The following is a 24,319-nucleotide window of genomic DNA, read 5'->3' as shown; positions in this document are numbered from 1 at the left end:
GTCAGCCCTCCCAGCCGGCCTGGTAGAGGTTGCCGTGGGCTTTGTTCAAGGCCGCGCGCACCGCTGGCGAATGCTGGTAGATATCGACGAACTTGGCCAGGCGCGGGTCGTCTTTGCTTTGCGGGCGGATGACGAACTGGATCACGTATTCCTTGTTTTCCAGGCCGTCAAACAGCAGCGCCGAAGTAGCATCGAAGCTGTTGGCTAAGCGGATGTAGGCCGGGTAGCCCTGGACCAGGTCGGCATCGTCATAGGCGCGCACCAGCTGCACCGCCTCGACCTGAAGAATTTTCAGCTGCTTGGGGTTGGCGACGATATCGTCTTCGGTCGCCTTGTAGCCGACGCCGGGTTTAAGCGTGATCAGCCCCGCCTTGGCCAGTAGCTGCAGGCCACGGCCGCTGTTGATCGGGTCGTTGGCGATGGCCACGCTGGCGCCTTCGGGCAGCTCGGCGAAGCTTTTGTACTTTTTCGAGTACAGGCCGACGTTGTTGATGATGCCAGGGGCGTAGGGCACCAACTTGAAGCCCGCGGCGGCCTTGGCGTTCTCCAAGAACGGAATGTGCTGGAAGTAGTTCACGTCGATGTCGCCGCTGTTGAGGCTGACATTGGGCGCGATCCAGTCGCTGAACTCGATCAGCTTTACGTCCAGGCCTTGCTTGTGGGCCTCTTCTACTGCGGTTTCCAGGGGGATAGCGAAGGCGGAGGTCGTCCCGATTTTCAATGGCTCGGCAGCGAAGGCGCTGGCGGACAGGCCAAGGGTGAAGGCGATGGCCGCGACGGGCCGGAACAGTTTCTCAAGCATGGTGCAGGGCTCCAGTCGGGGCAGGGGTTGGGGTAAAGCGGTAGCGCGAGCCCGGATGGCCAGCGGGCAGGTGCGGGTGGTCGGTGTCGAACAACTTCTCGCGCAGGGTGCCTTCGGCGTAAGCGGTCTTGTAGCGGCCACGCTGTTGCAACTGCGGGATGACCAGGTCGATGAAGTCTTCAAAGCTTTCCGGGGTGACGGTGCGGGTCAGGTTGAAGCCGTCTAGCCCGGTTTCGTCGGTCCAGGCGATCAGGGCATCGGCGACCTGTTCAGGTGTGCCGACCAGGGTCACGTAGCGTCCGCCCAGGGCGTGCTGATCAAGCAGGCGGCGGCGGGTCCAGGCGTTTTCCTGCAACTGGCGCGTGGCCGACTGAATGGCGTTGCCCTTGCTGAAACCGATTGGCTCGTCCAGCCCATAGGCCGCGAAGTCGATGCCGGTGGAGGCGGCGAAGTGCGCGACGCCGGCCTCGGGGCTTGCGTAGCGCAGGTACTCGGCATGCTTGGCCTGGGCCAGTTGCTCGGTGGCCGCAACGATGACCGTGATGCCCATGAACACCTTGATGGCCTGTGGGGCGCGGCCGGCTGCCTTGGCGGCGCTGCGCACCTTGTCGACCTGGGCGCGGGTGGCGGTTTTGTCCTGGCCGCTGATGAACACGCACTCGGCATGGTCGCCGGCGAACGCTAGGCCGCGCGGGGAACTGCCGGCCTGGAACAGCACCGGTGTGCGCTGCGGTGAAGGTTCGCTCAGGTGGTAGCCCTCGACGTTGTAGAACTCGCCGTGGTGGCTGACCTTGCGCACCTTGTCGGGCTGGGCGTAGACACGCTGCTCGCGGTCGGCGACCACCGCATCGTCGGCCCAGCTGCCTTCGAGCAGTTTGTACAGTACTTGCAGGTACTCGTCGGCCTGGTCGTAGCGCCGATCATGCTCGGGTTGTTGCTCAAGGCCCATGGCGCGGGCGGCGCTGTCCAGGTAGCCGGTGACGATGTTCCAGCCGACCCGGCCCTGGGTCAGGTGATCGAGTGTGGAGAGGCGGCGGGCGAACAGGTAGGGCGCCTCGTAAGTGAGGTTGGCGGTGAGGCCGAAACCCAGGTTGCGGGTGACGGCGGCCATGGCCGACACCAGCAGCAAGGGGTCGTTGACCGGTAGCTGGATCGACTCCTTGAGGGTCACATCCAGCGACTGGCCATAGATGTCGTAGGTGCCGACGATGTCGGCGATGAACAGGCCGTCGAACAGCCCCCGCTCCAGCAGGCGTGCCAGGTCGGTCCAGTATTCGAGGGTCTTGTACTGGGTCGAGGTGTCCCGCGGGTGGGTCCACAGGCCATGGTTGATATGCCCGATGCAGTTCATGTTGAAGGCATTGAGCAGGATCTGCTTGGCCATCAGATGGTCCCCCGGCGCGGCGGGTTTTCGTTGTTGAGGTAGTAGTTGCCGATGGCGTGGTATTTCCAGCGCACCGGATCGTGCAGGGTGTGCACCCGGGCGTTGCGCCAGTGGCGGTCGAGGTTGTGCTCGGCGAGGGTGGCCTGGCTGCCCGCCAGCTCGAACAACGTGGTACCGGCGGCGAGGGAGATATCGGTGCTGATGGCGCGTGCTTCGGCCACGGCGATGGAGGCGGCGGCGACATTGTCAGCGCTGCTGTCTTGCTGGGCGCGGTCGAGGTATTCGCCGGCGCGTTCGAGCAGGGCTTCGCTGGCGTGCAGGCGGATCGCGAGCTGGCCGAAGCTTTTCAGGGTCAGGGGGTCTTCGCTGGCCTTGTCCAGGCCTGAGTCGACCCAGGGGCGGCTGCGGGTGCGCACGAAGTGCAGGGCATCTTCATAGGCGGCGCGGGCGATGCCGGTGTCGATGGCGGCGTGGAGAATCTGTGCCAGCGGGCCGACCGGGGTCGGGCGTTCGAAGGCGCTCTGGAAGGGGACTACGTCTTGGGCGCTGACCCACACGTTGTCGAACACCACCGACCCACTGCCGGTGGTGCGCTGGCCGAAGCCGCTCCAGTCGTCGATCACCTGCAGGCCTTGGCTGCCTTCGGGGACGAAGGCCAGTTGCTGCACGCCGTCTTCGTCGATCACCGACGTGGGGATGCGCTGGGCGTAAATGGCACCGGTGGCGTAGAACTTGCGGCCATTGATACGGAACCCGTCGCCGTCGCGGGTCAGGCGGGTGGTGCGGTCGTTGGCGGTTTTGGTGCCCAGCTCGGCCAAGGCATTGCCGAAGCGACGGCCTGCCAGCACTTCGGCGTAGAGGCGCTGTTGCTGCTCGGGGCTGCCGTTTACCCGCAGTACTTCCAAGGCATAGAAGTGGTTTTGCGGGATTTGCCCCAGGGAGCCGTCAGCCTGGGCGATGCGGGCGATGACCTTGGCCAGCGTGACGTTGGACACACCGGCACCGCCGAAGGCCTTGGGCACACTGATGGCCCACAGGCCAGAGTGGGTGAACAGGTCGAGCTCGGCGTGGGGCAGGCGGCGCTCGCGGTCGCGCAGGGCGCTGTCGCGGCGCAGTTGCTGGGCGATGTCTTCGGCGATGGCCAGGGCTTGGGTGTCGCTGGTGATGATATTTGTGGTCATGGTGTTTCTCCGGGGGCCGCTGTGCGGCCCATTCGCGGGGCAAGCCCGCTCCCACAGACACACTGCACTGATCTCAGGTGTGGGAGCGGGCTTGCCCCGCGAATGGGCTGCACAGCAGCCCCAAAGGCTGCAAATCAGATCCAGGAATGCCGCGCAGGCAGGGTGCCGTTGAGGTGGTACGCGCCCACCGCGTGGTACTTCCAGCGCACCGGGTCATGCAGGGTGTGCACGCGGGCGTTGCGCCAGTGGCGGTCGAGATTGAACTCGGCCAAGGTGGCGCGGCTGCCGGCCAGCTCGAACAGCTTCTCGCTGGCCTGCAGGGAGATCTCGGTGGTCAGCACCTTGGCCTCGGCCACCGCGATCGAAGCGCGGGCCGCAGAGGCGGCGTCGATCGGCGCGGCATTGACCTCGTCGAGTACCCGCGCCGCCTTGCGCAGCAGCGCCTCGGCAGCGTGCAGTTCAAGCTTGAGGCGGCCGATATCGGCGATCACATACGGATCGTCACTGGCGCGATCGACCTTGGCCTCGATCCACGGCCGTGATTTTTCGCGTACAAAGCTGATGGCATCTTCGATGGCCGCTTCGGCGATGCCAGCGTCGATGGCCGCCTGGATCAGCTGCGAAGCCGCGCCCTGGATGTTGGGCGTGTCGCGCTGGCGCCAGTTGTCGATCACCAGCTCCGCGTCCACCGGCACCTGGTCGAGCAGCACGGTGCCACTGGCGGTGGTGCGCTGGCCGAACCCGGACCAGTCATCGACGATGCGCAGCCCAGGGCTGCCTCGGCGGACAAACGCCAGGCGTTGGCGGCCCTCGTCATCCAGCGCCTTGACCGCCACCCAGTGGGCATACAGGGCGCCGGTGGAGTAGAACTTTTCACCACTGATGCGATAGCCATCGCCTGCGCGGGTGATCTTCGCTTTCAGGGTCAGGGTGTCCTTGGTGCCGCGCTCGGGGCCGGCATTGCCGATGCGCCAGCCGTCCAACACGCTGCGGAAGATCACCGCCTGCTGTGCCTCGGTGGCGGTCAGGCGCAGCAACTGCAGCATGCCAAATTGATTTTGCGGGATTTGCCCCAGGGCCGGGTCGGCGGCACTGATCAGGCGGAAGACTTCGGCGACAGTTTCGAACGAGACATCGGGGCCGCCATGGGCCTTGGGTACGCTGATGCTGCCCAGGCCGCTACGGGTGAATTGCTCGATCTCTGCCCACGGCAGTTTGCGTTGCTGGTCGCGGCGTGCGGCCTGCTCACGGGCCGCCTCGGCCAGCTCGCGTGCAGCTTGCAGGGCCTCGGCGTCGTTACGCAGCACCTTGGCTGGCAGCAGCAGGGGCGAGCTGTCGACGTCGCTGTGGAAAAGGGTATTTGGCTGGCTGGACATCAGTACCGCTCCTTGGCTGCACTCAATGCCCTGGCGATACGCACTGGGGTGATTGTGATCCTGACCATTCCTAACCTCACAAAAGTAGATGCGTCGCTTCAGCTGATGGCGACTGACGTTTGCTGGTCCGGTGGTCCGGTGTATATACCCTAATGACTTATTAAAGGTTTATGAACTAACCTTTTGGAATATATATAGAAGTTGAGATTTGCACAGGACGTGCCGGCCTCTTCGCGGGCAAGCCCGCTCCCACAGGTGAGTGTTACATACACACTGTGGGAGCGGGCTTGCCCGCGAAGAGGCCAGTACAGGTTTATTCGGAGGCCGCAGTACCCAGGAACTTGCGCAAGAACTGCCGGGTACGTTCTTCCTTGGGCGCCGCAAACAACGCCTTGGCCTCACCCTGCTCGACGATCACCCCTTTGTCGAAGAAGATCACCCGGTTCGCCACGTCCCGCGCAAAACTCATCTCGTGGGTGACGATGATCATGGTGCGCTTCTCCTCGGCCAGGCCGCGGATGGTGGCGAGTACCTCGCCGACCAGCTCCGGGTCGAGCGCCGAGGTCGGCTCGTCAAACAGAATCACCTCAGGCTCCATCGCCAGGGCTCGGGCAATGGCTACCCGTTGCTGCTGGCCACCGGAAAGGCGCCGGGGGTAGGCGTCTTCCTTGCCCGCCAGGCCCACCTTGGCCAGCAGTTTGCGGCCCAGTTCGATGGCCTGGGCGCGAGGCGTCTTTTTGACGACTACAGGCCCCTCTATGACGTTCTCCAGCGCGGTGCGGTGGGGGAACAGGTTGAAGCTCTGAAACACGAACCCAGCCTGCTGGCGCAACCGGCGAATCGCACTCTGCTGCCCACCCAGCGGGCGATTGGCGTCGATGCTGATGGCACCGATCTGGATCTGCCCGGCGTCGGGGGTTTCCAGCAGGTTGAGGCAGCGCAGGAAGGTGGTCTTGCCCGAGCCGCTGGGGCCGATGATGGCGACCACTTCGCCCGGCTGCACGGTCAGGTCGATGCCGTTGAGCACGGTCTGGCCCTTGAACTGCTTGGACAGGCCTTTAACTACGATCATGCTCAATGCTCCTGGTCATGCTGGTTGACCCGCGCTTCCATGCGGTTCTGGAAGTGCGCGAGGATACTGCAGAGTATCCAGTAGATAACGGCCACAGCCAGGTACATGGTGAAGACTTCGAAGGTGCGTGCGGTAATCAGCTGGGCCTGGCGGAACAGCTCGGGCACCTGGATGGTCGCCGCCAGGGCGGTGTCCTTGACCAGCGAGATGAAGCTGTTGCCCAACGGCGGCAAGGCGGTACGCAGAGCTTGCGGCAGGATCGCCCGGCGCATGGCCTGGGTGCGGGTCATGCCGATACTGGCAGCGGCCTCCCACTGGCCACGGTCGATCGAAGAAATCGCCGCGCGCAGGATTTCGCAGATGTAGGCTGCCATGTTCAGCGACAGGCCGATCAGCGAAGCTGGGATCGGGTCGAGTTCGATGCCGATCTGTGGCATGCCGAAGTAGATCACGAACAGCTGCACCAGCAGCGGCGTGCCACGGAAGAACGACACGTAGATGCGTGCCAGCCAGTTCAGCGGCAGGATCTTCGACAGCCGCATCAGTGCCAGGGCAAACCCCAACACCAGGCCGAAGAACATGCCGCCGACACTGAGCAGCACCGTATAACCCGCGCCCTTCAGCAGGAAGGGCGTGGAATCGACAACGAGTTGCAGGCTTTCAGCGATCATTTAGTGACATCGGCACCGAAGTATTTTTCCGACAGCTTGGCCAGCGTGCCGTCGGCCTTGAGCTTGTCGATGGCCTTGTTGATCGCCGCCAGCAGTTCAGGCTCGCCCTTGCGCAGGGCCACGCCGCTTTCCAGACGCGAGAAGGCGTCGCCGGCAAGCTCGGTGTCCTTGGCTTTTTGTGCGTATTCCAGTGCGGCCAGGCGGTCGATCAGGATGGCGTCGATGCGGCCGTTGCGCAGGTCGGCGAACTTGGTCGGGTCGTCTTCATAAGTGCGAACTTCGGCTTTCGGAACGTCCTGCTTCACCCACTGCTCGTAGTTGGTGCCCAGGCCTACGCCGACTCTCTTGCCAGCCAGGTCAGCGGCTTTGTGGATGTTCAGCTGCTCGGCCTTCTTCTTCAGGATCAGCGCCTGGATGCCGGAGATGGTGTAGGGCTCGGAGAAGTCGTACTTCTTCTTGCGCTCTTCGGAAATGGTCACCTGGTTGATCACCACATCAAGGCGTTTGGACTCCAGCGCGGCAAGGATGCCGTCCCATTTGGTCGGTTGAACCTTGGCCTTGACCCCCAGCTCCTTGGCCAGCAGTTCGGAAAGCTCGACCTCGAAGCCGGCCAGTTTGCCGTTTTCGTCCTGGAAGCTGAACGGTGGGTAGGTGCCTTCCAGGCCGACGTTGATCACGCCCTTTTCCTGAATGGTCTTCAATTGCTCGCCGGCGAAGGCCTGGCTGAGCAGGCCGGCACCCAGCAGGATGGCCAGGCTGGCGTTGAGTAGCGGTTTGGCGAATTTCGACATGTCAGGCCCCGCGCTTGTGGTGGTAGTAGTGGGTGGCGACTATAAAGTTGGCCGCTTAGGCCCGGAAATAATAAAAAATTATTTTATTATTCCATTTTTGTTTTTTGTCGGAATAACACAGCTTTGAGGGTAGGCCAGGATGCTGGCGCCGTCATCGCGGCTTATGCCCGACTTAGCGCAGGATGGAATAAAGCGTTGTTTTTTCCAAGGGATGGATTTGCCGTAAAGTGGATTGCATAACGACAGATTGGCCTCAGGCAGGAGAACACCGTGAGCGAACACCCCACATCCGCGCATTGGCAGTTGCACAGCATTGTCAGTGGTTTGCGCAGCGCCCGTGAGCAGTGGCGCAGTCGCAATGGCCGCAGCATTGGCGAGCAGGGCGGGCGCGAACTGCCCTCTCGCGAGGCCATTCGCCAAGTCCTCGAGCAGTTGTGCGGGGCGCTGTTCCCGATGCGCCTGGGGCCGGTCGACCTGCGCGAAGAGAGCGAGGATTTTTATGTAGGCCACACCCTGGATGCGGCCTTGACCGCGTTGTTGGCTCAGGCTCGCCTGGAGCTGCGCTACGCCGCCCGGCAGAGCCAGGGCGACCTGGCCGCGGTGGATGCCCAGGCCCTGCGCCTGATCCAGGATTTTGCCGCAGCGCTGCCCAACTTGCGCGTGTTGCTCGACACCGACGTGCTGGCCGCCTACCACGGCGACCCGGCGGCGCGCAGTGTCGATGAGGTGCTGCTGTGCTACCCAGGCATCCTGGCCATCATCCATCACCGCCTGGCGCACCACCTGTACCAGGCAGGTTTGCCGCTGTTGGCGCGTATCAGTTCGGAGCTGGCGCATTCGGCCACCGGTATCGACATCCACCCCGGCGCGCAGATCGGCCCGAGCTTCTTCATCGACCACGGTACTGGTGTGGTGATCGGCGAGACCGCGATCATCGGCGAGCGGGTGCGTATCTACCAGGCGGTGACCCTGGGCGCCAAGCGCTTCCCCAGCGATGAGTCGGGGACACTGCACAAAGGCCTGCCGCGCCACCCCATCGTCGAGGACGATGTGGTGATCTATGCGGGGGCGACGATCCTGGGGCGCATTACCATCGGCAAGGGCTCGACCATTGGCGGTAATGTGTGGCTTACCCGCAGTGTGCCGGCCGAGAGCAACATTACCCAGGCGAACCTGCAGCTGGATTGCCAGGACAAGAACTGACCTAAGCTATCTACTGCCTTTGCTGGCCCCGCGAAAGGGCCGGCAAAGGCATGCACCAATCAGCACCCCGGTTCGCATCAAATCCCGATTCATGTTTAACTTGAACGCTTGTTCAATGAAAAAACGCTGGTCCGCTGCCGGTGTTCAACAGGAGGATTCCTTTGCTGAACCCGTTCATTTCGAACCTCACGTCACTTGACGAGGTGCATGCTCGATGAGTGCACCGACCCCCTCCCTTGCCAATGGCAAGATGCGCATGAACCCTCCGGTGTTCTATTTCGCGGCGAGTTTCATCCTTATCTTTGGCCTGATAGTCATCAGCAATCCGCAAACCGCAGGCGACTGGTTGCTGGCGGCGCAGAACTGGGCGGCCAACACGGTCGGCTGGTACTACATGCTGGCGATGACGCTGTACCTGGTCTTCGTGGTGGTCACCGCCTTGTCCGGCTACGGCAAGATCAAGCTCGGTGCCGACCACGACGAACCCGAGTTCAGCTACCTGTCCTGGGCCGGCATGCTGTTTGCCGCCGGTATCAGCATCACGCTGTTCTTCTTCTGCGTGTCCGAACCGCTGACCCACATGCTGCAGCCGCCCCAGGGCGAAGCAGGCACGGCAGAGGCCGGGCGCCAGGCGATGCAGATCCTGTTCCTGCACTGGGGCCTGCACGGCTGGGGTGTGTTTGCCTTCGTCGGTATGGCGCTGGCCTACTTTGCCTACCGGCATAACCTGCCACTGGCCCTGCGCTCGGCGTTGTACCCGCTGATCGGCAAGCGCATCAACGGGCCGATCGGCTACGCAGTGGACGGCTTCGGCATCATCGCCACGGTGTTTGGCCTGGGTGCCGACATGGGCTTTGGCGTGTTGCACCTGAACGCCGGCCTGGACTACCTGTTCGGCATCAGCCACAGCCAGTGGGTACAGGTCGCGCTGATCACCCTGATGATGGGCGCGGCGGTGGCCGTGGCGGTTGCGGGGGTGGAGAAGGGCGTGCGGGTGATGAGCGACATCAACCTGTTCCTGGCCTGCGCGCTGTTGCTGTTCGTGCTGTTCGCCGGCCCTACCCAGCACCTGTTCAACACGCTTATCCAGAACCTGGGTGATTACCTCGGCGCTTTGCCCCGCAAGAGTTTCGACGTCTATGCCTATGGCGACAACCGCGACTGGCTGGGCGGCTGGACGGTGTTCTACTGGGCCTGGTGGATTGCCTGGGCGCCTTTCGTGGGCTTGTTCATTGCGCGTATTTCGCGTGGGCGCACCATCCGCGAGTTCGTCTTTGGTGTGTTGCTGATTCCGCTGGGCTTCACCCTGGCGTGGATGTCGATCTTCGGCAACAGCGCCCTGGACCAGGTCATCAACCATGGCATGACCGCGCTTGGCCAGTCGGCGCTGGATAACCCGTCGATGAGCCTGTACCTGCTGCTGGAGACGTACCCCTGGAGCAAGGCGGTGATCGCGACCACGGTGTTCATCAGCTTCGTGTTCTTTGTCACTTCGGCCGACTCGGGCACCGTGGTGCTGTCGACCTTGTCGGCCAAGGGTGGCGACCCGGATGAAGACGGGCCTAACTGGCTGCGGATCTTCTGGGGCGCGATGACCGCGCTGATCACCAGTGCCTTGCTGTTCGCCGGCAGTATCGATTCGTTGAAGTCGGCGGTGGTGCTGACCTCGTTGCCGTTCTCGCTGATCTTGCTGTGCATGATGTGGGGGCTGCACAAGGCGTTCTACCTGGAGTCCCAGCGGCAGATCGCGCAGATGCATTCGCTGGCCCCGTTCGCCCAGTCACGCCGTGGGCGTGGTGGCTGGCGCCAACGCCTGAGCCAGGCCGTGCACTTCCCGTCACGCGATGAGGTGTACCGCTTCATGGACGACGTGGTGCGCCCGGCGATTGCCGATGTGCGTGAGGTGTTCGAGCAGAAGGGCCTGGTGCTGATTACCCAGGACGACCCGAGCCATGACAACGTCAGCCTGAAGATCGGCCATGGTGAAGAACAGCCGTTCATTTATCAGGTGCAGATGCGCGGGTACTTCACGCCGTCGTTTGCGCTGGGTGGGCTGGGTGCTCAGGAGCTGAAGAACCGTCGCTATTACCGGGCGGAGGTGCACCTGAGCGAGGGCAGCCAGAACTATGACCTGGTGGGCTATAGCAAGGAGCAGATCATCAACGACATCCTCGACCAGTACGAGCGGCATATGCAGTACTTGCATCTGGTCCGCTAGCCGTCGATTCCTGTACTGGCTTCTTCGCGGGGCAAGCCCGCGCCCACAAGTACCCCGCTGCCTTCAGGCACTGTGCGGTCTCTGTGGGAGCGGGCTTGCCCCGCGAAGTGCTAGTACAGGCTCCAGAATCACTAGAACGGCGCATCCCCAAGGATCGTCGCCCGGTGCATCACCCGCCGATTCGGCCGGTAATCATCCACCGCAAAATGCTGGGTCACGCGGTTGTCCCAGAACGCCACATCATTCTCCTGCCACCGCCAGCGAATGCTGAACTCAGGCCGGGTCGCATGGGCGAACAGCAGCTTGAGCAATGCTTCGCTCTCATACTCGTTCAATTCGTTGATGCGCGTGGTGAACCCCTCATTGACGAACAGTGCCTTGCGCCCGCTGACCGGGTGCGTGCGGATCACCGGGTGCGACAGTGGCGGGTTGTTGCGTCGGGTCGCCTCCCAGCGCGCCAGGTCTTCCGGGGTAGTGCCAAACCGCTCCAGCGGGAACGACTTGGTGAAGTCATGGGTCGCGGTCAGCCCGTCGAGCATCTCGCGCAGGGGCGCCGACAAGGCTTCAAGGGCGGCAATGCCACTGGCCCACAGGGTGTCGCCGCCATACGCCGGCAGCTGCTTGGCGCTGAGCACAGCGCCCAGGGCCGGGGTTGGCAGGAAGGTCACGTCGGTGTGCCATACAGCGTTATCGCGCACATCGGTGACCGCCGTATCGAGCACCAGTACCTCTGGAGTTTCCGGCACGTTGGGGTAGATCGGGTGGATGTGCAGGTCGCCAAAGCGGGCAGCGAAGCGGGCTTGCTGCTCCGGGTTGATCGGTTGATCGCGGAAAAACAGCACCTGGTGCTTGAGCAGCGCCTGCTCGATGGCATCGCGCTGCTCGGCGGTGATGTCGCGGCTGATGTCCACGCCGCTGATCTGGGCGCCGAGCGCCGGGCTGAGAGGGGTGATGGTCAGGCTCATGTCGGTCTCGATCTGTTTGTTCTAGGCGCCGAAATGCCGGCGTGGTCAGTGGCTTTGCCCGTGCCAGGGCACCAGCTTGCGTTGCAGCGCGCGCAGGCTCATCTCCAACGCGAAGGCAATCAGGGCAATCAGCAGGATGCCCAGCACCACCACATCAGTGACCAGAAACTGCGCCGCCGATTGCACCATGAAGCCCAGGCCGCTGGTGGCGGCGATCAGTTCTGCTGCCACCAGGGTCGACCAGCCGACGCCCAGGCCGATGCGGATGCCGGTGAGGATGTCGGGCAGGGCGCTGGGCAGGATCACGTGGCGGATCAGCTGCGCCTTGGTGGCGCCCAGCGATTGCGCGGCGCGCAGTTTGGCCGGGTCGACGGTGCGTACGCCGGTGGCGGTGGCGATGGCGATCGGGGCGAAGATCGCCAGGTAGATCAGCAACACTTTCGACAGCTCGCCGATGCCGCACCAGATGACGATAAGCGGCAGATAAGCCAGCGGCGGAATCGGGCGGTAGAACTCGATCAGCGGGTCGAGAATGCCCCGCGCCACGCGGTTGTAACCGATGGCGATGCCGACCGGGATGGCGGTCAGGGTCGCGGCGACCAGTGCCAGGCCGATGCGGCCCAGGCTTGCGCCCAGGTGCTGCCACAGGCTGGCATCCATGTAGCCCTGGGTCAGCAGGGTCCAGGCCCTGGCCAGGATATCGCCGGGTGCCGGTAGAAACAGGGGCTCGATCCAACCGGCCGCAGTCACCAGCCACCAGACCAGCAGCAGGCTGGCCAAGGTCAGGGTGCTGATCCAACGGGTGGACAGCTGACGGCGTGGCTTTTCAGCAGGCCGGGTGGGGGCGTCGCGTTTGCCGGTGACCGGCAGATCCAGGCTGCTCATGCGCGCTCCTGCAGGCTTTGGCGTTGGGAGAAGACCCGCGCCAGCACATGCTCGCGGGTTTCGATGAAGCGTGGGTCGGACTTGATTGCCCGGGCCGGCTCGCCAGCGGCATAGCGCTGGCCGAAGTCCAGTTGCAGGCGTTCGACCACACGGCCCGGGTTGGGCGCCAGCAGCACCAGCTCGCTGGCGAGGAACACGGCTTCTTCGATGTCGTGGGTAATCAGGAATACCGGTTTTGCGGTGCGCTGCCAGACCTGCAGCAGCAGCTCCTGCATCTGCTCGCGGGTGAACGCGTCGAGCGCGCCGAACGGTTCGTCCATCAGCAGTACCCGTGGGTCGGCTGCCAGCGCGCGGGCCAGGCCAACGCGTTGCTTCTGGCCGCCAGACAATTGCCAGATACGCCGCTCGGCAAACCCTTCCAGGTCGACCAGGGCCAGCATCTCGCGGGCCTTGGCCTCACGCTGGGCGCGCGGCACGCCAGCCAGCTCAAGGCCGAAGGCAACGTTGCCCAGCACGTTCTGCCAGGGCAGCAGCGCATCGTCCTGGAACACCACGCCACGCTCGGCGCCTGGGCCTTTGACCGGTACGCCGTCAAGGGTGATGCGCCCACCGCTGGGGCTGACGAAGCCGGCGATCAGGTTGAGCAGCGAGGTCTTGCCGCTGCCCGAGGGGCCCAGGGCCACCAGCAGCTGGCGTGGCCCGAGGCTCAGGTTGATGTCGGCCAGCACCGGGGTGCTGGCGCCGGGGTACTGTGCGCTGATGCGCTCCAGTTCAAGCAAGGCCATGACGGGCTCCGGATCAGTTGGGCAGGAACTTGGCGCTGACGTACGGCGAGTAGTCCGGCAGCACTGCGTCAACCTTGCCTTGCTGCTTGAGGAAGGTGGCTGTGTCGGTCAGCGCTTGAGTGGTCGGTGCACCCAGGGCGTTGGCCTGGTCTGCGGCCAATGGGTAGACGTTGCCTTCCAGCAGTACCGGGATATCGCTGGCCTTGGCGCCGGACAGCTTGACCAGCTTGGCCACGTTGTCCTTGTTGGCCAGCCAGGCTTTCGGGTCTTTGCGGTAATCGGCGTAGGCGTCGAGGGTGACCTTGGCGAAGGCCTTGACCACCTCAGGGTGCTTGTCGGCGAAGTCCTTGCGCACGATCCAGGCGTCGAAGGTGGGTGCGCCTTTCTCGGCCAGCTCACCGGAGGTGATCAGCACTTTGCCGTTTTCCTTGGCCACGCCCAGGGCGGGGTCCCAGACGTAGGTGGCGTCGATGTCACCGCGCTTCCAGGCAGCAATGATGGCCGGTGGCGCGAGGTTGAGGATCTGCACCTTGGACGGGTCGATGTTCCAGGCCTTGAGCGCTGCCAGCAGGCTGTAATGGCCGGTGGAGACAAAGGGCACCGCAACCTTCTTGCCGATCAGGTCTTGCGGGGTCTTGATGCTGTCGCGCGCCACCAGTGCTTCGCCAGCACCGATCTGGGTGGCGATCAGGAAGGTCTCGACCGGCAGCTTGCGGGTAGCCGCGGCGGCCAGCGGGCTGGAGCCGAGGTAGCCGATTTGCACGTCGCCGCTGGCCACGGCGGTGATCACATCGGCGCCGTTGTCGAATTTGCGCCAGTCGATGCTGGCCTTGCTGGCTTTCTCGTAATCGCCATCGACCTGGGCCACTTTGGCTGGGTCAACGGTGGTCTGGTAGGCCACGGTCAGGTCGGCAGCCTGGGCCAACCAGCTGGTGCTGGCGAGAGTCAGGGCGGCGAACAGGCGCAGCGGAGCGTGCGGGATCATGGTGAACCTCTCGTCAGGCAATCGATGTGATGGATGGCAAGAAGACTAGATGATCTAAGAAATCGAAAATAAATAACTTTTTAGAATTAGCTTAGGAGCCAAATGCTTTAAGCCTGCTGGGCCGATTTCGCTCAATGGCGAAATCCGAGACGGCTGCTAGGCTTTTTCGTCCCCATAGAACGGGATGGAATTAGGTTATGAGCAAACGTTTGCAAATAGCCGAAAGTTATGAGTGGTGGTGCTGTCTACAACAAATGGCAGTAAAGGTTCCTAACATATTCCGGAAAAATCTTACGAATTCATAAAACGGTCATTTTGGATTTATAGGATTGTCATTATCCTGTAGCGCAGGTGGCCTTAGACCAAAGTCGCGAAACGTTTAGAAACGATTGACTTCATGGTCACGCTTTGGGACTAAATCGCCAATCCACGGTGAGCGAGGCAGCAGACTTCGCCGCCAGAGATACACAAGAATTAGAACGTAGAGGAGCAAAACATGTACAAGTCCAGCCTGGCTCTGGCCGTGGCACTGGGGGTTCTCGCCCAACAAGCAGGCGCTGCCGGTTTCGTTGAAGACAGCAAACTGTCGCTCAGCTCGCGCACCATGTACTTCAACAACGACAACCGTGACGGCGGCGCTGACAACCGCGAGTCTGGCCAGGGCTTCAAGCTCGACTACCTGTCCGGTTTCACCGAAGGCACCGTTGGTTTCGGCGTCGATGTCCAGGCCCTGTGGGGTATTCACCTGGATGGCGGCCGCGGCAAGCACCCTGACAACAGCAGCTTCTTCCCAAGCGATACCGACGGCTCTGCAGTGAGCCAGTGGGCCCGCGTGGGCGGTAACGCCAAGGCTCGCTTCTCCAAGACCGAGGTTCACTACGGTAGCGCCCTGGCGCCGAACCTGCCGATCCTGGTGGCCAACGATGGTCGTCTGCTGCCGCAGACCTTCGAGGGTGGCACCATCCAGTCGAAGGAAATCGACAACCTGACCGTCAACGCCGGTCAGCTGACCCACGCCATGGGCCGTGCTTCGAGCAACCGTACCGGCCTGTCCGTGGCGGGCGCTAGCCAGGACAGCAACAAGTTCCGCTACGGCGGCCTGGACTACAAGCTCACGCCAGACCTGACCCTGCAGTACTACTACTCGAACCTGGAAGACTTCTACAAGCAGCACTTCCTGGGCGCGACTCACGTGTTCAAGATCGCTGACGACCAGTCGTTCAAGACCGACCTGCGCTACTTCGACAGCAGCAGCGACGGCAAGAACGGTGAAGCCGGCTACCGCTTCAACAACAACGGCGGTTATGCCAAGAACGCTGGCGAGGTCGACAACAAGACCTGGACCGCCATGTTCACCTACACCCTGGGTGGCCATGCGCTGATGCTCGGTCACCAGCGCGTCAACGATGACGGTGGTTTCGTCTGGCTCAACCAGGGCAGCGTCGTTGATGGCAATGGCCGCAACGAAGGCGCCGGTGGCTCCAGCTTCTACCTGTTCACCGACAGCATGATCAACCAGTTCGCCAAGGCCGGTGAGAACACCACCTTCGGTCAGTACTCGTATGACTTCGCGCGTCTGGGCGTACCTGGCCTGAAAGCTTCGGTCTCCTACCTGAAAGGTGAAGACGGCAAGAACGCCAACGGCAACGGTACCTTCAGCGAATGGGAACGTGACGCCCGCGTTGACTACGTTATCCAGGAAGGCACCTTCAAGGGCCTGGGCGCCAGCCTGCGTCACGGTGTCTACCGTGGCACTGGCACCAGCTCGCTGGCTGACCAGGATCAGACCCGTCTGATCTTCAACTACACTTACAACTTCCTGTAAGCCGTAGCTGAACCAGAAGCCTCGCCTAGTGCGAGGCTTTTTTGTGTGTGCGATTAGGTATGCTCTAAGGTTATAAATAAATCAGTATTTATTCTTTTTGTTTTTAACTGAATGCAGGCACATTGAACCCAACAAGGCCAGAACACAGCACAGGAGCCGCACCCCATGAGTCTCAAACTCGGCGACATCGCCCCCGACTTCGAACAGGATTCCAGTGAAGGCAAGATCCGCTTCCACGAGTGGCTCGGCAACAGTTGGGGTGTGCTGTTTTCTCACCCGGCCGACTTCACCCCTGTGTGCACCACCGAACTGGGCCTGACCGCCAAGCTCAAGGACGACTTCACCCAGCGTGGGGTCAAGGCCATCGCGCTGTCGGTGGACCCGGTCGACTCGCACCACAAGTGGATCGATGACATCAACGAGACCCAGAACACCGTGGTCAACTTCCCGATTATCGCCGACGCTGACCGCAAGGTCTCCGATCTGTACGACCTGATCCACCCGAACGCGAACGACACCCTGACCGTGCGCTCGCTGTTCGTCATCGACCCAAACAAGAAGGTGCGCCTGACCATTACCTATCCGGCCAGTACCGGGCGCAACTTCAACGAGATCCTGCGGGTGATCGATTCGCTGCAGCTGACCGACAACTACAAGGTCGCCACGCCAGGTAACTGGCAAGACGGTGACGACGTGGTGATCGTGCCTTCGCTCAAAGACGAGGAGGAGATCAAGCAGCGTTTCCCCAAAGGGTATCGGGCAGTTAAGCCTTATCTGCGCCTGACGCCGCAACCTAATCGTTAAAGGATCCTCGTTGCATTGCTCTTAGCCATAGCAGGGATTTCGGGCCGTTTCGACGGCCCTTTTTTATGCCTGCAATTCGGCGTTGGACGCTTCGCGGGCAAGCCCGCTCCCACAGGCACAGCGCTACCCTCATGCCCAGTGCGGTCATTGTGGGAGCGGGCTTGCCCGCGAATGGGCGGAAAACGTAATGATCAAAAATGGAATAAACAAATGAAAAAATATGATTTCTAGATATATATACGGCCTGTTAATGTCACCCCAACAGAACACAAGGAAGCGCTCCAATGTTGGTCGTCTCAATCGGTGGTAGCCCTGGTACCCGTTCACGCTCCGGCGTGCTGCTCGAGCGCTCGCGCCAGTGGCTGCAAAACCGTGGCGTCGAAGTGGTGACCTTCCAGGTGCGTGACTTCGCCGCCGAGGACCTGCTCCATGCGCGCTTCGACAGCCCGCAGGTGCAGCACTTCCAGCAACTGGTAGCCCAGGCCGACGGCCTGATCGTCGCCACCCCGGTGTACAAGGCATCGTTCGCCGGTGCACTGAAGACTTTGCTCGACCTGCTGCCCGAACGCGCCCTGGAGCACAAGATCGTGCTGCCAATCGCTACCGGCGGCAGCATCGCCCACATGCTGGCGGTGGATTACGCGTTAAAACCGGTGCTGTCTGCACTCAAGGCGCAAGAGACCCTGCAAGGGATCTTCGCCGACGACAGCCAGGTCGCCTACGCAGAAGGCGCCAAGGCGGCGCAGCTGGCACCCGCTCTGGATGAGCGCCTGCAGGACTCGCTGGAAACCTTCCACGTTGCCCTGGCCCGTCGGCCACGGCCCGTGGCCCCCGGCGTACTCAACGAACGCCTGATCAGTGCCCGCTGGAGCATCTGACCCGGTTCAACGGCTTTACCGCGTCATTCACCTTACTCGCCCGTCAACGAGGCAAGCAGGTGCAACCCGAACCCTATTCGCACAGGAGAGCGCCATGCGCACAGTCTTCTTGCGTCGTGGTCTGGTCGCCCTGTTTGCGGCGGCTGTGTCCTTCGGCGCCATCACCCAAGCCCAGGCCGAGAGCCTGCGTATCGGTTACCAGAAATACGGCACCCTGGTGCTGCTCAAGGCCAAGGGCACGCTGGAAAAGCGCTTGGCCGAGCAAGGCGTGCAAGTGCAATGGACCGAGTTCCCCGGTGGCCCGCAGCTGCTGGAAGGGCTGAACGTTGGCTCTATCGACTTCGGCGTCACCGGCGAAACGCCACCCGTGTTCGCCCAGGCCGCCGGTGCCGACCTGCTCTACGTCGCCTACGAGCCGCCTGCGCCGCACAGCGAAGCGATCCTGGTGCCGAAGGGCTCGTCGATCCAGTCGGTAAAAGACCTCAAAGGCAAGAAAGTCGTCCTCAACAAAGGCTCCAACGTCCACTACCTACTGGTGCGTGCCCTGGAAGATGCAGGCCTCAAGTACAGCGACATTCAACCGGTCTACCTGCCGCCGGCCGATGCCCGCGCTGCATTCGAGCGTGGCAGCGTCGATGCCTGGGTTATCTGGGACCCGTACCAGGCCGCCGCCGAGAAGCAGCTGCAGGCGCGCACCCTGCGTGACGGTAAAGGCCTGGTCGACAACCATCAGTTCTACCTCGCCACCCGTGACTATGCCACCCAGCACCCTGCCGTGATCAGCACCTTGATCGAGGAAGTGCGCGCCGTGGGCGAATGGTCCCAGGCCAACCCGCAGGAGGTCACCGATCAGGTCGCGCCACTGCTGGGGCTGCCTGCCGACATCACCCTGACCTCGGTCAAGCGCCAAGGCTACGGGGCCGCGCCGCTCACCCCCGAGGTGGTGGCCGCGCAACAGAAGATCGCCGACACGTTCCAGGCGCTGAAGCTTATCCCCAAGCCGCTGAGCATCAAGGACGTGATCTGGACACCCCCGGCCAAGGTCGCCAGTGCGCCTTGATTGATTTGCCTGCGCCGGGGCGCCGCTCCGGCTTGAGCCACCCTTGAGGAGACAACTCCAATGAGCCTTAATATTTTCTGGTTTCTTCCCACTCACGGTGACGGCAAGTACCTGGGCACGTCCGATGGCGCCCGTGCGGTCGATCACGGCTACCTGCAGCAGATTGCCCAGGCTGCCGACCGCCTGGGTTTTGGCGGCGTGCTGATCCCGACCGGGCGTTCCTGCGAGGATTCCTGGCTGGTGGCCGCGTCGCTGATCCCCGTGACCCAGCATCTGAAATTCCTGGTTGCCCTGCGCCCCGGCATCATTTCGCCGACCGTGGCGGCGCGCCAGGCCGCGACCCTGGACCGCCTGTCCAACGGCCGTGCGCTGTTCAACCTGGTAACCGGCGGCGACCCGGACGAACTGGCCGGTGACGGCCTGCACCTGAGCCACGAAGAGCGCTACGAAGCCTCGGTCGAGTTCACCCGTATCTGGCGCAAAGTGCTGGAAGGCGAAAACGTCGATTACGATGGCAAGCACATTCAGGTGAAAGGCGCCAAGCTGCTCTATCCGCCGATTCAGCAACCGCGTCCGCCGCTGTACTTCGGGGGTTCGTCCGAAGCCGCCCAGGACCTGGCTGCCGAGCAGGTCGAGCTGTACCTGACCTGGGGTGAGCCACCTGCCGCCGTTGCCGAAAAAATTGCCCAGGTGCGCGAAAAAGCTGCCGCACAAGGCCGCGAAGTGCGCTTCGGTATCCGCCTGCACGTGATCGTGCGTGAAACCAACGAAGAAGCCTGGGCCGCCGCTGACCGCCTGATCTCGCACCTGGACGATGAGACCATCGCCCGTGCCCAAGCCTCGCTGGCGCGTTTCGACTCGGTGGGCCAGCAGCGCATGGCTGCCCTGCATGGCGGTAACCGCGACAACCTGGAGGTCAGCCCCAACCTGTGGGCGGGTGTCGGCCTGGTACGTGGCGGCGCCGGTACCGCGCTGGTCGGCGATGGCCCGACCGTGGCAGCCCGGGTCAAGGAATACGCCGAGCTGGGTATCGATACCTTCATCTTCTCGGGTTATCCACACCTGGAAGAGTCCTACCGCGTGGCTGAACTGTTGTTCCCGCACCTCGACGTACAGCGCCCGGAGCAGCCGAAAACCGGCGGCTACGTGAGCCCGTTCGGCGAGATGGTGGCCAACGACATCCTGCCCAAGTCCGTGTCGCAGAGCTGAGGGCCGGGCCATGAGTCGTGCAACTTCTTCCACCCTGACCCAGCGCCTGGCGCCGTGGGCACTGCCGGTACTGCTGCTGGCAGTCTGGCAGCTGGCCGTCAGCGCGGGCTGGCTGTCGACCCGCATCCTGCCGGCGCCGAGCGCGGTGGTCAGCGCGGGTGTCGAACTGGTGCGCAGTGGCGAGATCTGGACCCACCTGGCGATCAGTGGCTGGCGTGCCGGGCTTGGTTTTGTCATCGGCGGCAGCATCGGCCTGGTGCTGGGCTTCATCACCGGCCTGTCGAACTGGGGCGAACGCCTGCTCGACAGCTCGGTGCAGATGATCCGCAACGTGCCGCACCTGGCGCTGATTCCGCTGGTAATCCTGTGGTTCGGCATCGACGAGTCGGCGAAGATCTTTTTGGTCGCCCTGGGCACGCTGTTCCCGATCTACCTCAACACCTACCACGGTATCCGCAACGTTGACCCAGCGCTGGTGGAGATGGCGCGCAGCTATGGCTTGTCCGGCTTCGGCCTGTTCCGTCAGGTGATCCTGCCGGGTGCATTGCCCTCGATCCTGGTCGGTGTGCGCTTTGCCTTGGGCTTCATGTGGCTGACCCTGATCGTTGCAGAAACCATTTCGGCCAATGCCGGTATCGGTTACCTGGCGATGAACGCCCGTGAGTTCCTGCAGACCGACGTGGTGGTATTGGCCATCGTCCTGTACGCCGTGCTTGGCAAGCTCGCCGACCTCGCTGCTCGCGGCCTGGAACGTGTTTGGCTGCGCTGGCACCCAGCCTACCAAGTGGCCAAGAAGGAGGGCGCATGACCGTGCTCAAGGAACAGCCGCCACGCCTGTTGCGTGGCATCCCCCTGGCATCCAACGGCCTGCGCAAGACCTTTGGCCAGCGTGAAGTACTCAAAGGCATCGACCTGCACATCCCGGCGGGTCAGTTTGTCGCCATCGTCGGTCGCAGTGGCTGCGGCAAGAGCACCTTGCTGCGCTTGCTGGCCGGCCTCGACCAACCCAGCGCCGGTGAGCTGTTGGCGGGTGCTGCACCGTTGGCCGAAGCCCGCGAAGAAACGCGGCTGATGTTCCAGGACGCGCGCCTGCTGCCCTGGAAGAAGGTGATCGACAACGTCGGCCTGGGCCTGTCGGGCGACTGGCGCCCACGTGCGCTGGACGCGCTGGAGGCGGTCGGCCTTGCCGACCGCGCCCACGAATGGCCGGCGGCACTCTCCGGTGGCCAGAAGCAGCGCGTAGCGCTGGCGCGGGCACTGATCCACCAGCCACGCCTGTTGCTGCTGGATGAGCCGCTGGGTGCCCTGGACGCGCTGACTCGTATCGAGATGCAGCAGCTTATTGAACGCCTCTGGCGTCAGCACGGTTTTACCGTGTTGCTGGTCACCCACGATGTCAGCGAGGCGGTTGCCGTGGCTGACCGGGTGATCTTGATTGAAGACGGCGAGGTCGGGCTCGACCTTACTGTTGACCTGGCACGGCCAAGGGCGCGTGGTTCGCACCGTTTGGCAGCGTTGGAAAGCGAAGTGCTCAACCGTGTTCTGTCGGCACCGGGCACTGCGCCCGAGCCGGATCCTGTAGCCCCTTTGCCCACGCAACTGCGTTGGGCGCACTGAACGACTCACTTACCAGACTGAAGCCAAAGAGAAGGAATCAAGCCATGACTATCAAAGCCATCAACGTTCGCAACCAGTTCAAAGGCACCGTGAAAGAAATCCTCGAAGGCCCGGTACTGTCGGAAATCGACGTACAGACCGCCTCCGGCGTCGTCACCTCGGTGATCACCACCCGTTCCGTGCGTGAGCTGGAGCTGCAGGTGGGCAGTGAAGTGATTGCCTTTGTGAAGTCGACTGAAGTGTCCATTGCCAAGCTGTGATGCTGGTGTTGAATGGGGCTGCTCTGCAGCCCTTCGCGGGGCAAGCCCGCTCCTACAGGAGATCGAATTCCCATGTGGGAGCGGGCTTGCCCCGCGAAGGGCCGCAAAGCGGCCCCACTCATTTCAGCCCAAACGCTTAGCCAAAAACGGCGGCAAATAGAGCCCCAGATACGCCTCGAACACCCGCTTGCCTTCTTCGGCCATGCGCGCCGTAATCTGCTCATGCAACTGCACCGACCGCGCATACACCCGGTCGCTCAGCTCCATGGCCAGGGCAAACACATCCACATCCGCCGGCATCACCGGCAAATGAAAATGCTGGTCGAACAGCTTGTGCATCAGGTCGCCCAGCTCCATGTCGTGCTGCCGGTCAGCCTGCACCACCTCGCTCAGACCATGCTGGGCCAGAATCAACTGACGCGCCGCAGCATCCCCGTTGTAGATGTCGAGCATGCGCTGTTCGATCAGCCGCGACAGCTCATGCCAGGTGGCGAATGCGCTGCTGTCGATCGGTGCGCTCAGTGCCTCGCGAAACGCCCGGTGCACATCGGCGGTCAACGCCTCCAGCAAGGCCGGCACGCTGGCGAAGAAGTGGTACACCGACGACGGCGGTATCTGCGCCCGCTCGGCCACGCTGTAAATCGACAACCCCGCCACCCCAAGCTCTGCAAGCAGCTCGCGCGCGGCCACCAGGATCATCTCGATCCTGGCCTGGCTGCTGGCGCGCGGCTTGCGCGGGGAGGCGGTGCGGCTCATCAGTTGCTGATCGCCAGGATACTGGCCTGGTAGGCGCCGACGAACAGGTCGAAGTCGCCGACCTCTTCCTGTTCCAGCTCGGACTGCTTGGCGAGCGATTCGCGGGCCAGTGTTTCGAACGCCTGTTGCTGTTCGTTGCTCAGCGGCTGTTCGCGGAATGTTTCGGCGTGGACCCGGCTTTGGCGCAGGGAGAACTGGATGAAGGTTTCGTCGTGCTCGGTCATGCGTGCCAGCACCTGGGCCGACGGGGTCAGCGAGGCATCATCGACCTTGGCCTGCTGGGCATCCAGGGCTTTGGCGTGGGCTTCGCCGCCTTGCGCCTGGTCGAGCAGGTCGGCCAGCGGCCGGATACGTTCGATCAGCTCGCTGGCCCAATCCTTCAGGGAGATCGGCTGGCCATCACGATGCAGCTCCAGGCCCGGGCGACGGCCTTCCTTGACCACGGACAGGAAGTTGTCGGTGCACTGGCCGCATTCGCCGTTGTCCAGCTGCGGGCTGTCTTCGAGTGCGCAGAACAGCAGGAACGCATCGAGGAAGCGCGCCTCGGGCAGGTCGATCCCGACCGGCAGGAAAGGGTTGATGTCCAGGCAGCGCACTTCGACGTATTGCACGCCGCGGGACGTCAACGCCTGGATCGGCCGCTCGCCGGTGTAGGTGACACGCTTGGGGCGGATGTTCGAGTAGTACTCGTTCTCGATCTGCAGGATGTTGGTGTTCAGCTGCACCCACTCGCCATCCACGTGCGTGCCGACTTCAACGTAGGGCGGGTAGGGCGTGCCCACCGCCTTGCGCAGGCTGTCGGTGTAGCTGGCCAGGTTGTTGTAGCAAGGCGTGAGGCCGGCCTGGGCGTTGCTCTGGTAACCCAGGTCGCTCATGCGCAGGCTGGTGGCGTAGGGCAGGAACAACGTTTCGGCGTCCAGCTCTTCGAGCTGGTGCGGGCGGCCTCGTAGGAAGCCTTTGTCCAGCGCTGGCGACGCGCCGAACAGGTACATCAGCAGCCAGCTGTAGCGACGGAAGTTGCGGATCAGGGCAATGTAGGCCGACGACTGGTAGTCGCGGTTGTCTTGCGTGCTGCCTTCGGCTTCGCGCAGCAGAGGCCACAGGGCTTCGGGCAGCGAGAAGTTGTAATGGATACCGGCGATGCACTGCATGGTGCGGCCGTAGCGCAGGGCCAGGCCCTTGCGGTAGACGTGCTTGAGTTTGCCGATGTTCGAGCTGCCGTACTCGGCGATCGGGATGTCCTCCTCGGCCGGCAGCGTGCACGGCATCGACGGGCTCCACAGGTATTCGTCACCCAGCTTGCTGTAGACGAAACGGTGGGTCTGTTCGAGGCTTTCGAGCACCTTGGCCGGGTCGGGCAGGGCCGGGGTGATGAACTCCAGTAGCGACTCGGAATAATCGGTGGTGATCTGCTCGTTGGTCAGCGCCGAACCCAAGGCCTCAGGGTGCGGGGTCTGGGCCAGGCGACCGTCATCGGTCACGCGCAGGCATTCTCGCTCAATACCGTGCAGGCACTGCTTGAGCAGGGGGAGATTTGCGCCGAGCAGGCTCAGGCGGCGGTTGAGGAGGTCGCTCAAGATGGATTCCTTCAC

The 24,319-nt window shown here is 63.0% G+C and carries 23 protein-coding genes; 10 read left to right on the top strand and 13 right to left on the bottom strand.

Going from position 1 to position 24,319, the window contains the following annotated elements; translation table 11 throughout:
• Position 1 precedes the first annotated feature (1 nt).
• The 7 genes from OGV19_RS22785 to tcyJ form a co-directional block, all read right to left on the bottom strand.
• Entirely contained in the window at positions 2–802 is an 801-nt protein-coding gene (locus OGV19_RS22785; protein ID WP_264310746.1) for a MetQ/NlpA family ABC transporter substrate-binding protein, read from the bottom strand.
• A complete protein-coding gene (locus OGV19_RS22780) occupies positions 795–2,186 on the bottom strand; it encodes an LLM class flavin-dependent oxidoreductase (RefSeq protein ID WP_264310745.1) in 1,392 nt (463 codons plus the stop codon). Before OGV19_RS22780 ends, OGV19_RS22785 begins: the two co-directional genes overlap by 8 nt.
• Positions 2,186–3,367, bottom strand: a complete 1,182-nt coding sequence (locus OGV19_RS22775) for an SfnB family sulfur acquisition oxidoreductase (protein WP_264310744.1) — start codon at positions 3,365–3,367, stop codon at positions 2,186–2,188. Before OGV19_RS22775 ends, OGV19_RS22780 begins: the two co-directional genes overlap by 1 nt.
• Before the next feature lie 134 nt (positions 3,368–3,501).
• Positions 3,502–4,743 carry an SfnB family sulfur acquisition oxidoreductase gene (locus OGV19_RS22770; RefSeq protein WP_264310743.1) on the bottom strand — a complete coding sequence of 414 codons (1,242 nt, stop codon included), beginning with the start codon at positions 4,741–4,743 and terminating at the stop codon, positions 3,502–3,504.
• A 313-nt stretch (positions 4,744–5,056) separates the two neighbouring features.
• Complete coding sequence (tcyN, locus tag OGV19_RS22765) at positions 5,057–5,815, bottom strand: L-cystine ABC transporter ATP-binding protein TcyN (protein ID WP_264310742.1); 759 nt, start codon at positions 5,813–5,815, stop codon at positions 5,057–5,059.
• Between the two features lie 2 nt (positions 5,816–5,817).
• The gene (gene tcyL / locus OGV19_RS22760) at positions 5,818–6,486 is read right to left on the bottom strand and encodes a cystine ABC transporter permease (protein WP_252826408.1); all 669 of its coding nucleotides are present in this window, start codon (positions 6,484–6,486) and stop codon (positions 5,818–5,820) included.
• The gene (gene tcyJ / locus OGV19_RS22755) at positions 6,483–7,277 is read right to left on the bottom strand and encodes a cystine ABC transporter substrate-binding protein (protein WP_264310741.1); all 795 of its coding nucleotides are present in this window, start codon (positions 7,275–7,277) and stop codon (positions 6,483–6,485) included. Before tcyJ ends, tcyL begins: the two co-directional genes overlap by 4 nt.
• A 270-nt stretch (positions 7,278–7,547) precedes the next feature.
• On the opposite strand from tcyJ, the gene epsC reads away from it, so the two are divergent.
• Together epsC and betT are read left to right on the top strand one after the other, a co-directional pair.
• On the top strand, positions 7,548–8,480 hold the full coding sequence (epsC, locus tag OGV19_RS22750; RefSeq protein ID WP_264310740.1) for a serine O-acetyltransferase EpsC: 933 nt from the start codon (positions 7,548–7,550) through the stop codon (positions 8,478–8,480).
• Between the two features lie 256 nt (positions 8,481–8,736).
• Positions 8,737–10,698, top strand: coding sequence for a choline transporter BetT (gene betT / locus OGV19_RS22745; protein WP_264313990.1), 1,962 nt, complete (start codon positions 8,737–8,739; stop codon positions 10,696–10,698).
• Positions 10,699–10,829: 131 nt separating this feature from the next.
• On the opposite strand, the gene tauD is transcribed toward betT, so the two are convergent.
• Genes tauD through tauA form a run of 4 tightly spaced genes read right to left on the bottom strand, consistent with a single transcriptional unit; the run spans position 10,830 to position 14,318 of the window.
• Entirely contained in the window at positions 10,830–11,663 is an 834-nt protein-coding gene (gene tauD / locus OGV19_RS22740; RefSeq protein WP_264310739.1) for a taurine dioxygenase, read from the bottom strand.
• A 45-nt stretch (positions 11,664–11,708) separates the two neighbouring features.
• Positions 11,709–12,548 carry a taurine ABC transporter permease TauC gene (tauC, locus tag OGV19_RS22735; protein WP_264310738.1) on the bottom strand — a complete coding sequence of 280 codons (840 nt, stop codon included), beginning with the start codon at positions 12,546–12,548 and terminating at the stop codon, positions 11,709–11,711.
• Positions 12,545–13,333 carry a taurine ABC transporter ATP-binding subunit gene (gene tauB / locus OGV19_RS22730; RefSeq protein WP_264310737.1) on the bottom strand — a complete coding sequence of 263 codons (789 nt, stop codon included), beginning with the start codon at positions 13,331–13,333 and terminating at the stop codon, positions 12,545–12,547. The genes tauC and tauB overlap by 4 nt, the downstream gene beginning before the upstream one ends.
• Before the next feature lie 13 nt (positions 13,334–13,346).
• Positions 13,347–14,318 (bottom strand): taurine ABC transporter substrate-binding protein, encoded by a 972-nt coding sequence (tauA, locus tag OGV19_RS22725; RefSeq protein ID WP_264310736.1) that lies wholly within the window; start codon positions 14,316–14,318, stop codon positions 13,347–13,349.
• Positions 14,319–14,814: 496 nt separating this feature from the next.
• Between tauA and OGV19_RS22720 the strand changes: the two genes are divergently transcribed.
• From OGV19_RS22720 to OGV19_RS22685, 8 genes are all read left to right on the top strand, one after another.
• Entirely contained in the window at positions 14,815–16,143 is a 1,329-nt protein-coding gene (locus OGV19_RS22720) for an OprD family porin (RefSeq protein WP_264310735.1), read from the top strand.
• A 165-nt stretch (positions 16,144–16,308) separates the two neighbouring features.
• The gene (locus OGV19_RS22715) at positions 16,309–16,947 is read left to right on the top strand and encodes a peroxiredoxin (protein ID WP_264310734.1); all 639 of its coding nucleotides are present in this window, start codon (positions 16,309–16,311) and stop codon (positions 16,945–16,947) included.
• Positions 16,948–17,231: 284 nt separating this feature from the next.
• Entirely contained in the window at positions 17,232–17,825 is a 594-nt protein-coding gene (ssuE, locus tag OGV19_RS22710; protein WP_264310733.1) for an NADPH-dependent FMN reductase, read from the top strand.
• Positions 17,826–17,919: 94 nt separating this feature from the next.
• The gene (locus OGV19_RS22705) at positions 17,920–18,885 is read left to right on the top strand and encodes a sulfonate ABC transporter substrate-binding protein (RefSeq protein ID WP_264310732.1); all 966 of its coding nucleotides are present in this window, start codon (positions 17,920–17,922) and stop codon (positions 18,883–18,885) included.
• A gap of 60 nt (positions 18,886–18,945) precedes the next feature.
• Entirely contained in the window at positions 18,946–20,094 is a 1,149-nt protein-coding gene (gene ssuD, locus OGV19_RS22700; protein WP_264310731.1) for an FMNH2-dependent alkanesulfonate monooxygenase, read from the top strand.
• A gap of 10 nt (positions 20,095–20,104) precedes the next feature.
• Positions 20,105–20,902, top strand: a complete 798-nt coding sequence (ssuC, locus tag OGV19_RS22695) for an aliphatic sulfonate ABC transporter permease SsuC (protein WP_264310730.1) — start codon at positions 20,105–20,107, stop codon at positions 20,900–20,902.
• Positions 20,899–21,711, top strand: a complete 813-nt coding sequence (gene ssuB, locus OGV19_RS22690; protein WP_264310729.1) for an aliphatic sulfonates ABC transporter ATP-binding protein — start codon at positions 20,899–20,901, stop codon at positions 21,709–21,711. The genes ssuC and ssuB overlap by 4 nt, the downstream gene beginning before the upstream one ends.
• 44 nt (positions 21,712–21,755) lie before the next feature.
• Positions 21,756–21,971 carry a TOBE domain-containing protein gene (locus OGV19_RS22685; protein ID WP_027595183.1) on the top strand — a complete coding sequence of 72 codons (216 nt, stop codon included), beginning with the start codon at positions 21,756–21,758 and terminating at the stop codon, positions 21,969–21,971.
• A gap of 123 nt (positions 21,972–22,094) precedes the next feature.
• Here the strand turns inward: OGV19_RS22685 and OGV19_RS22680 are convergent, their stop codons facing one another.
• Positions 22,095–22,727 (bottom strand): TetR/AcrR family transcriptional regulator, encoded by a 633-nt coding sequence (locus tag OGV19_RS22680; RefSeq protein ID WP_264310728.1) that lies wholly within the window; start codon positions 22,725–22,727, stop codon positions 22,095–22,097.
• The gene (gene gshA, locus OGV19_RS22675) at positions 22,727–24,304 is read right to left on the bottom strand and encodes a glutamate--cysteine ligase (protein ID WP_264310727.1); all 1,578 of its coding nucleotides are present in this window, start codon (positions 24,302–24,304) and stop codon (positions 22,727–22,729) included. The genes OGV19_RS22680 and gshA overlap by 1 nt, the downstream gene beginning before the upstream one ends.
• Between the last annotated feature and the right edge of the window lie 15 nt (positions 24,305–24,319).

This window comes from Pseudomonas putida (assembly GCF_025905425.1).
GTDB lineage: Bacteria > Pseudomonadota > Gammaproteobacteria > Pseudomonadales > Pseudomonadaceae > Aquipseudomonas > Aquipseudomonas putida_AF.
This window is presented reverse-complemented; position numbering and strand designations above follow the sequence as displayed.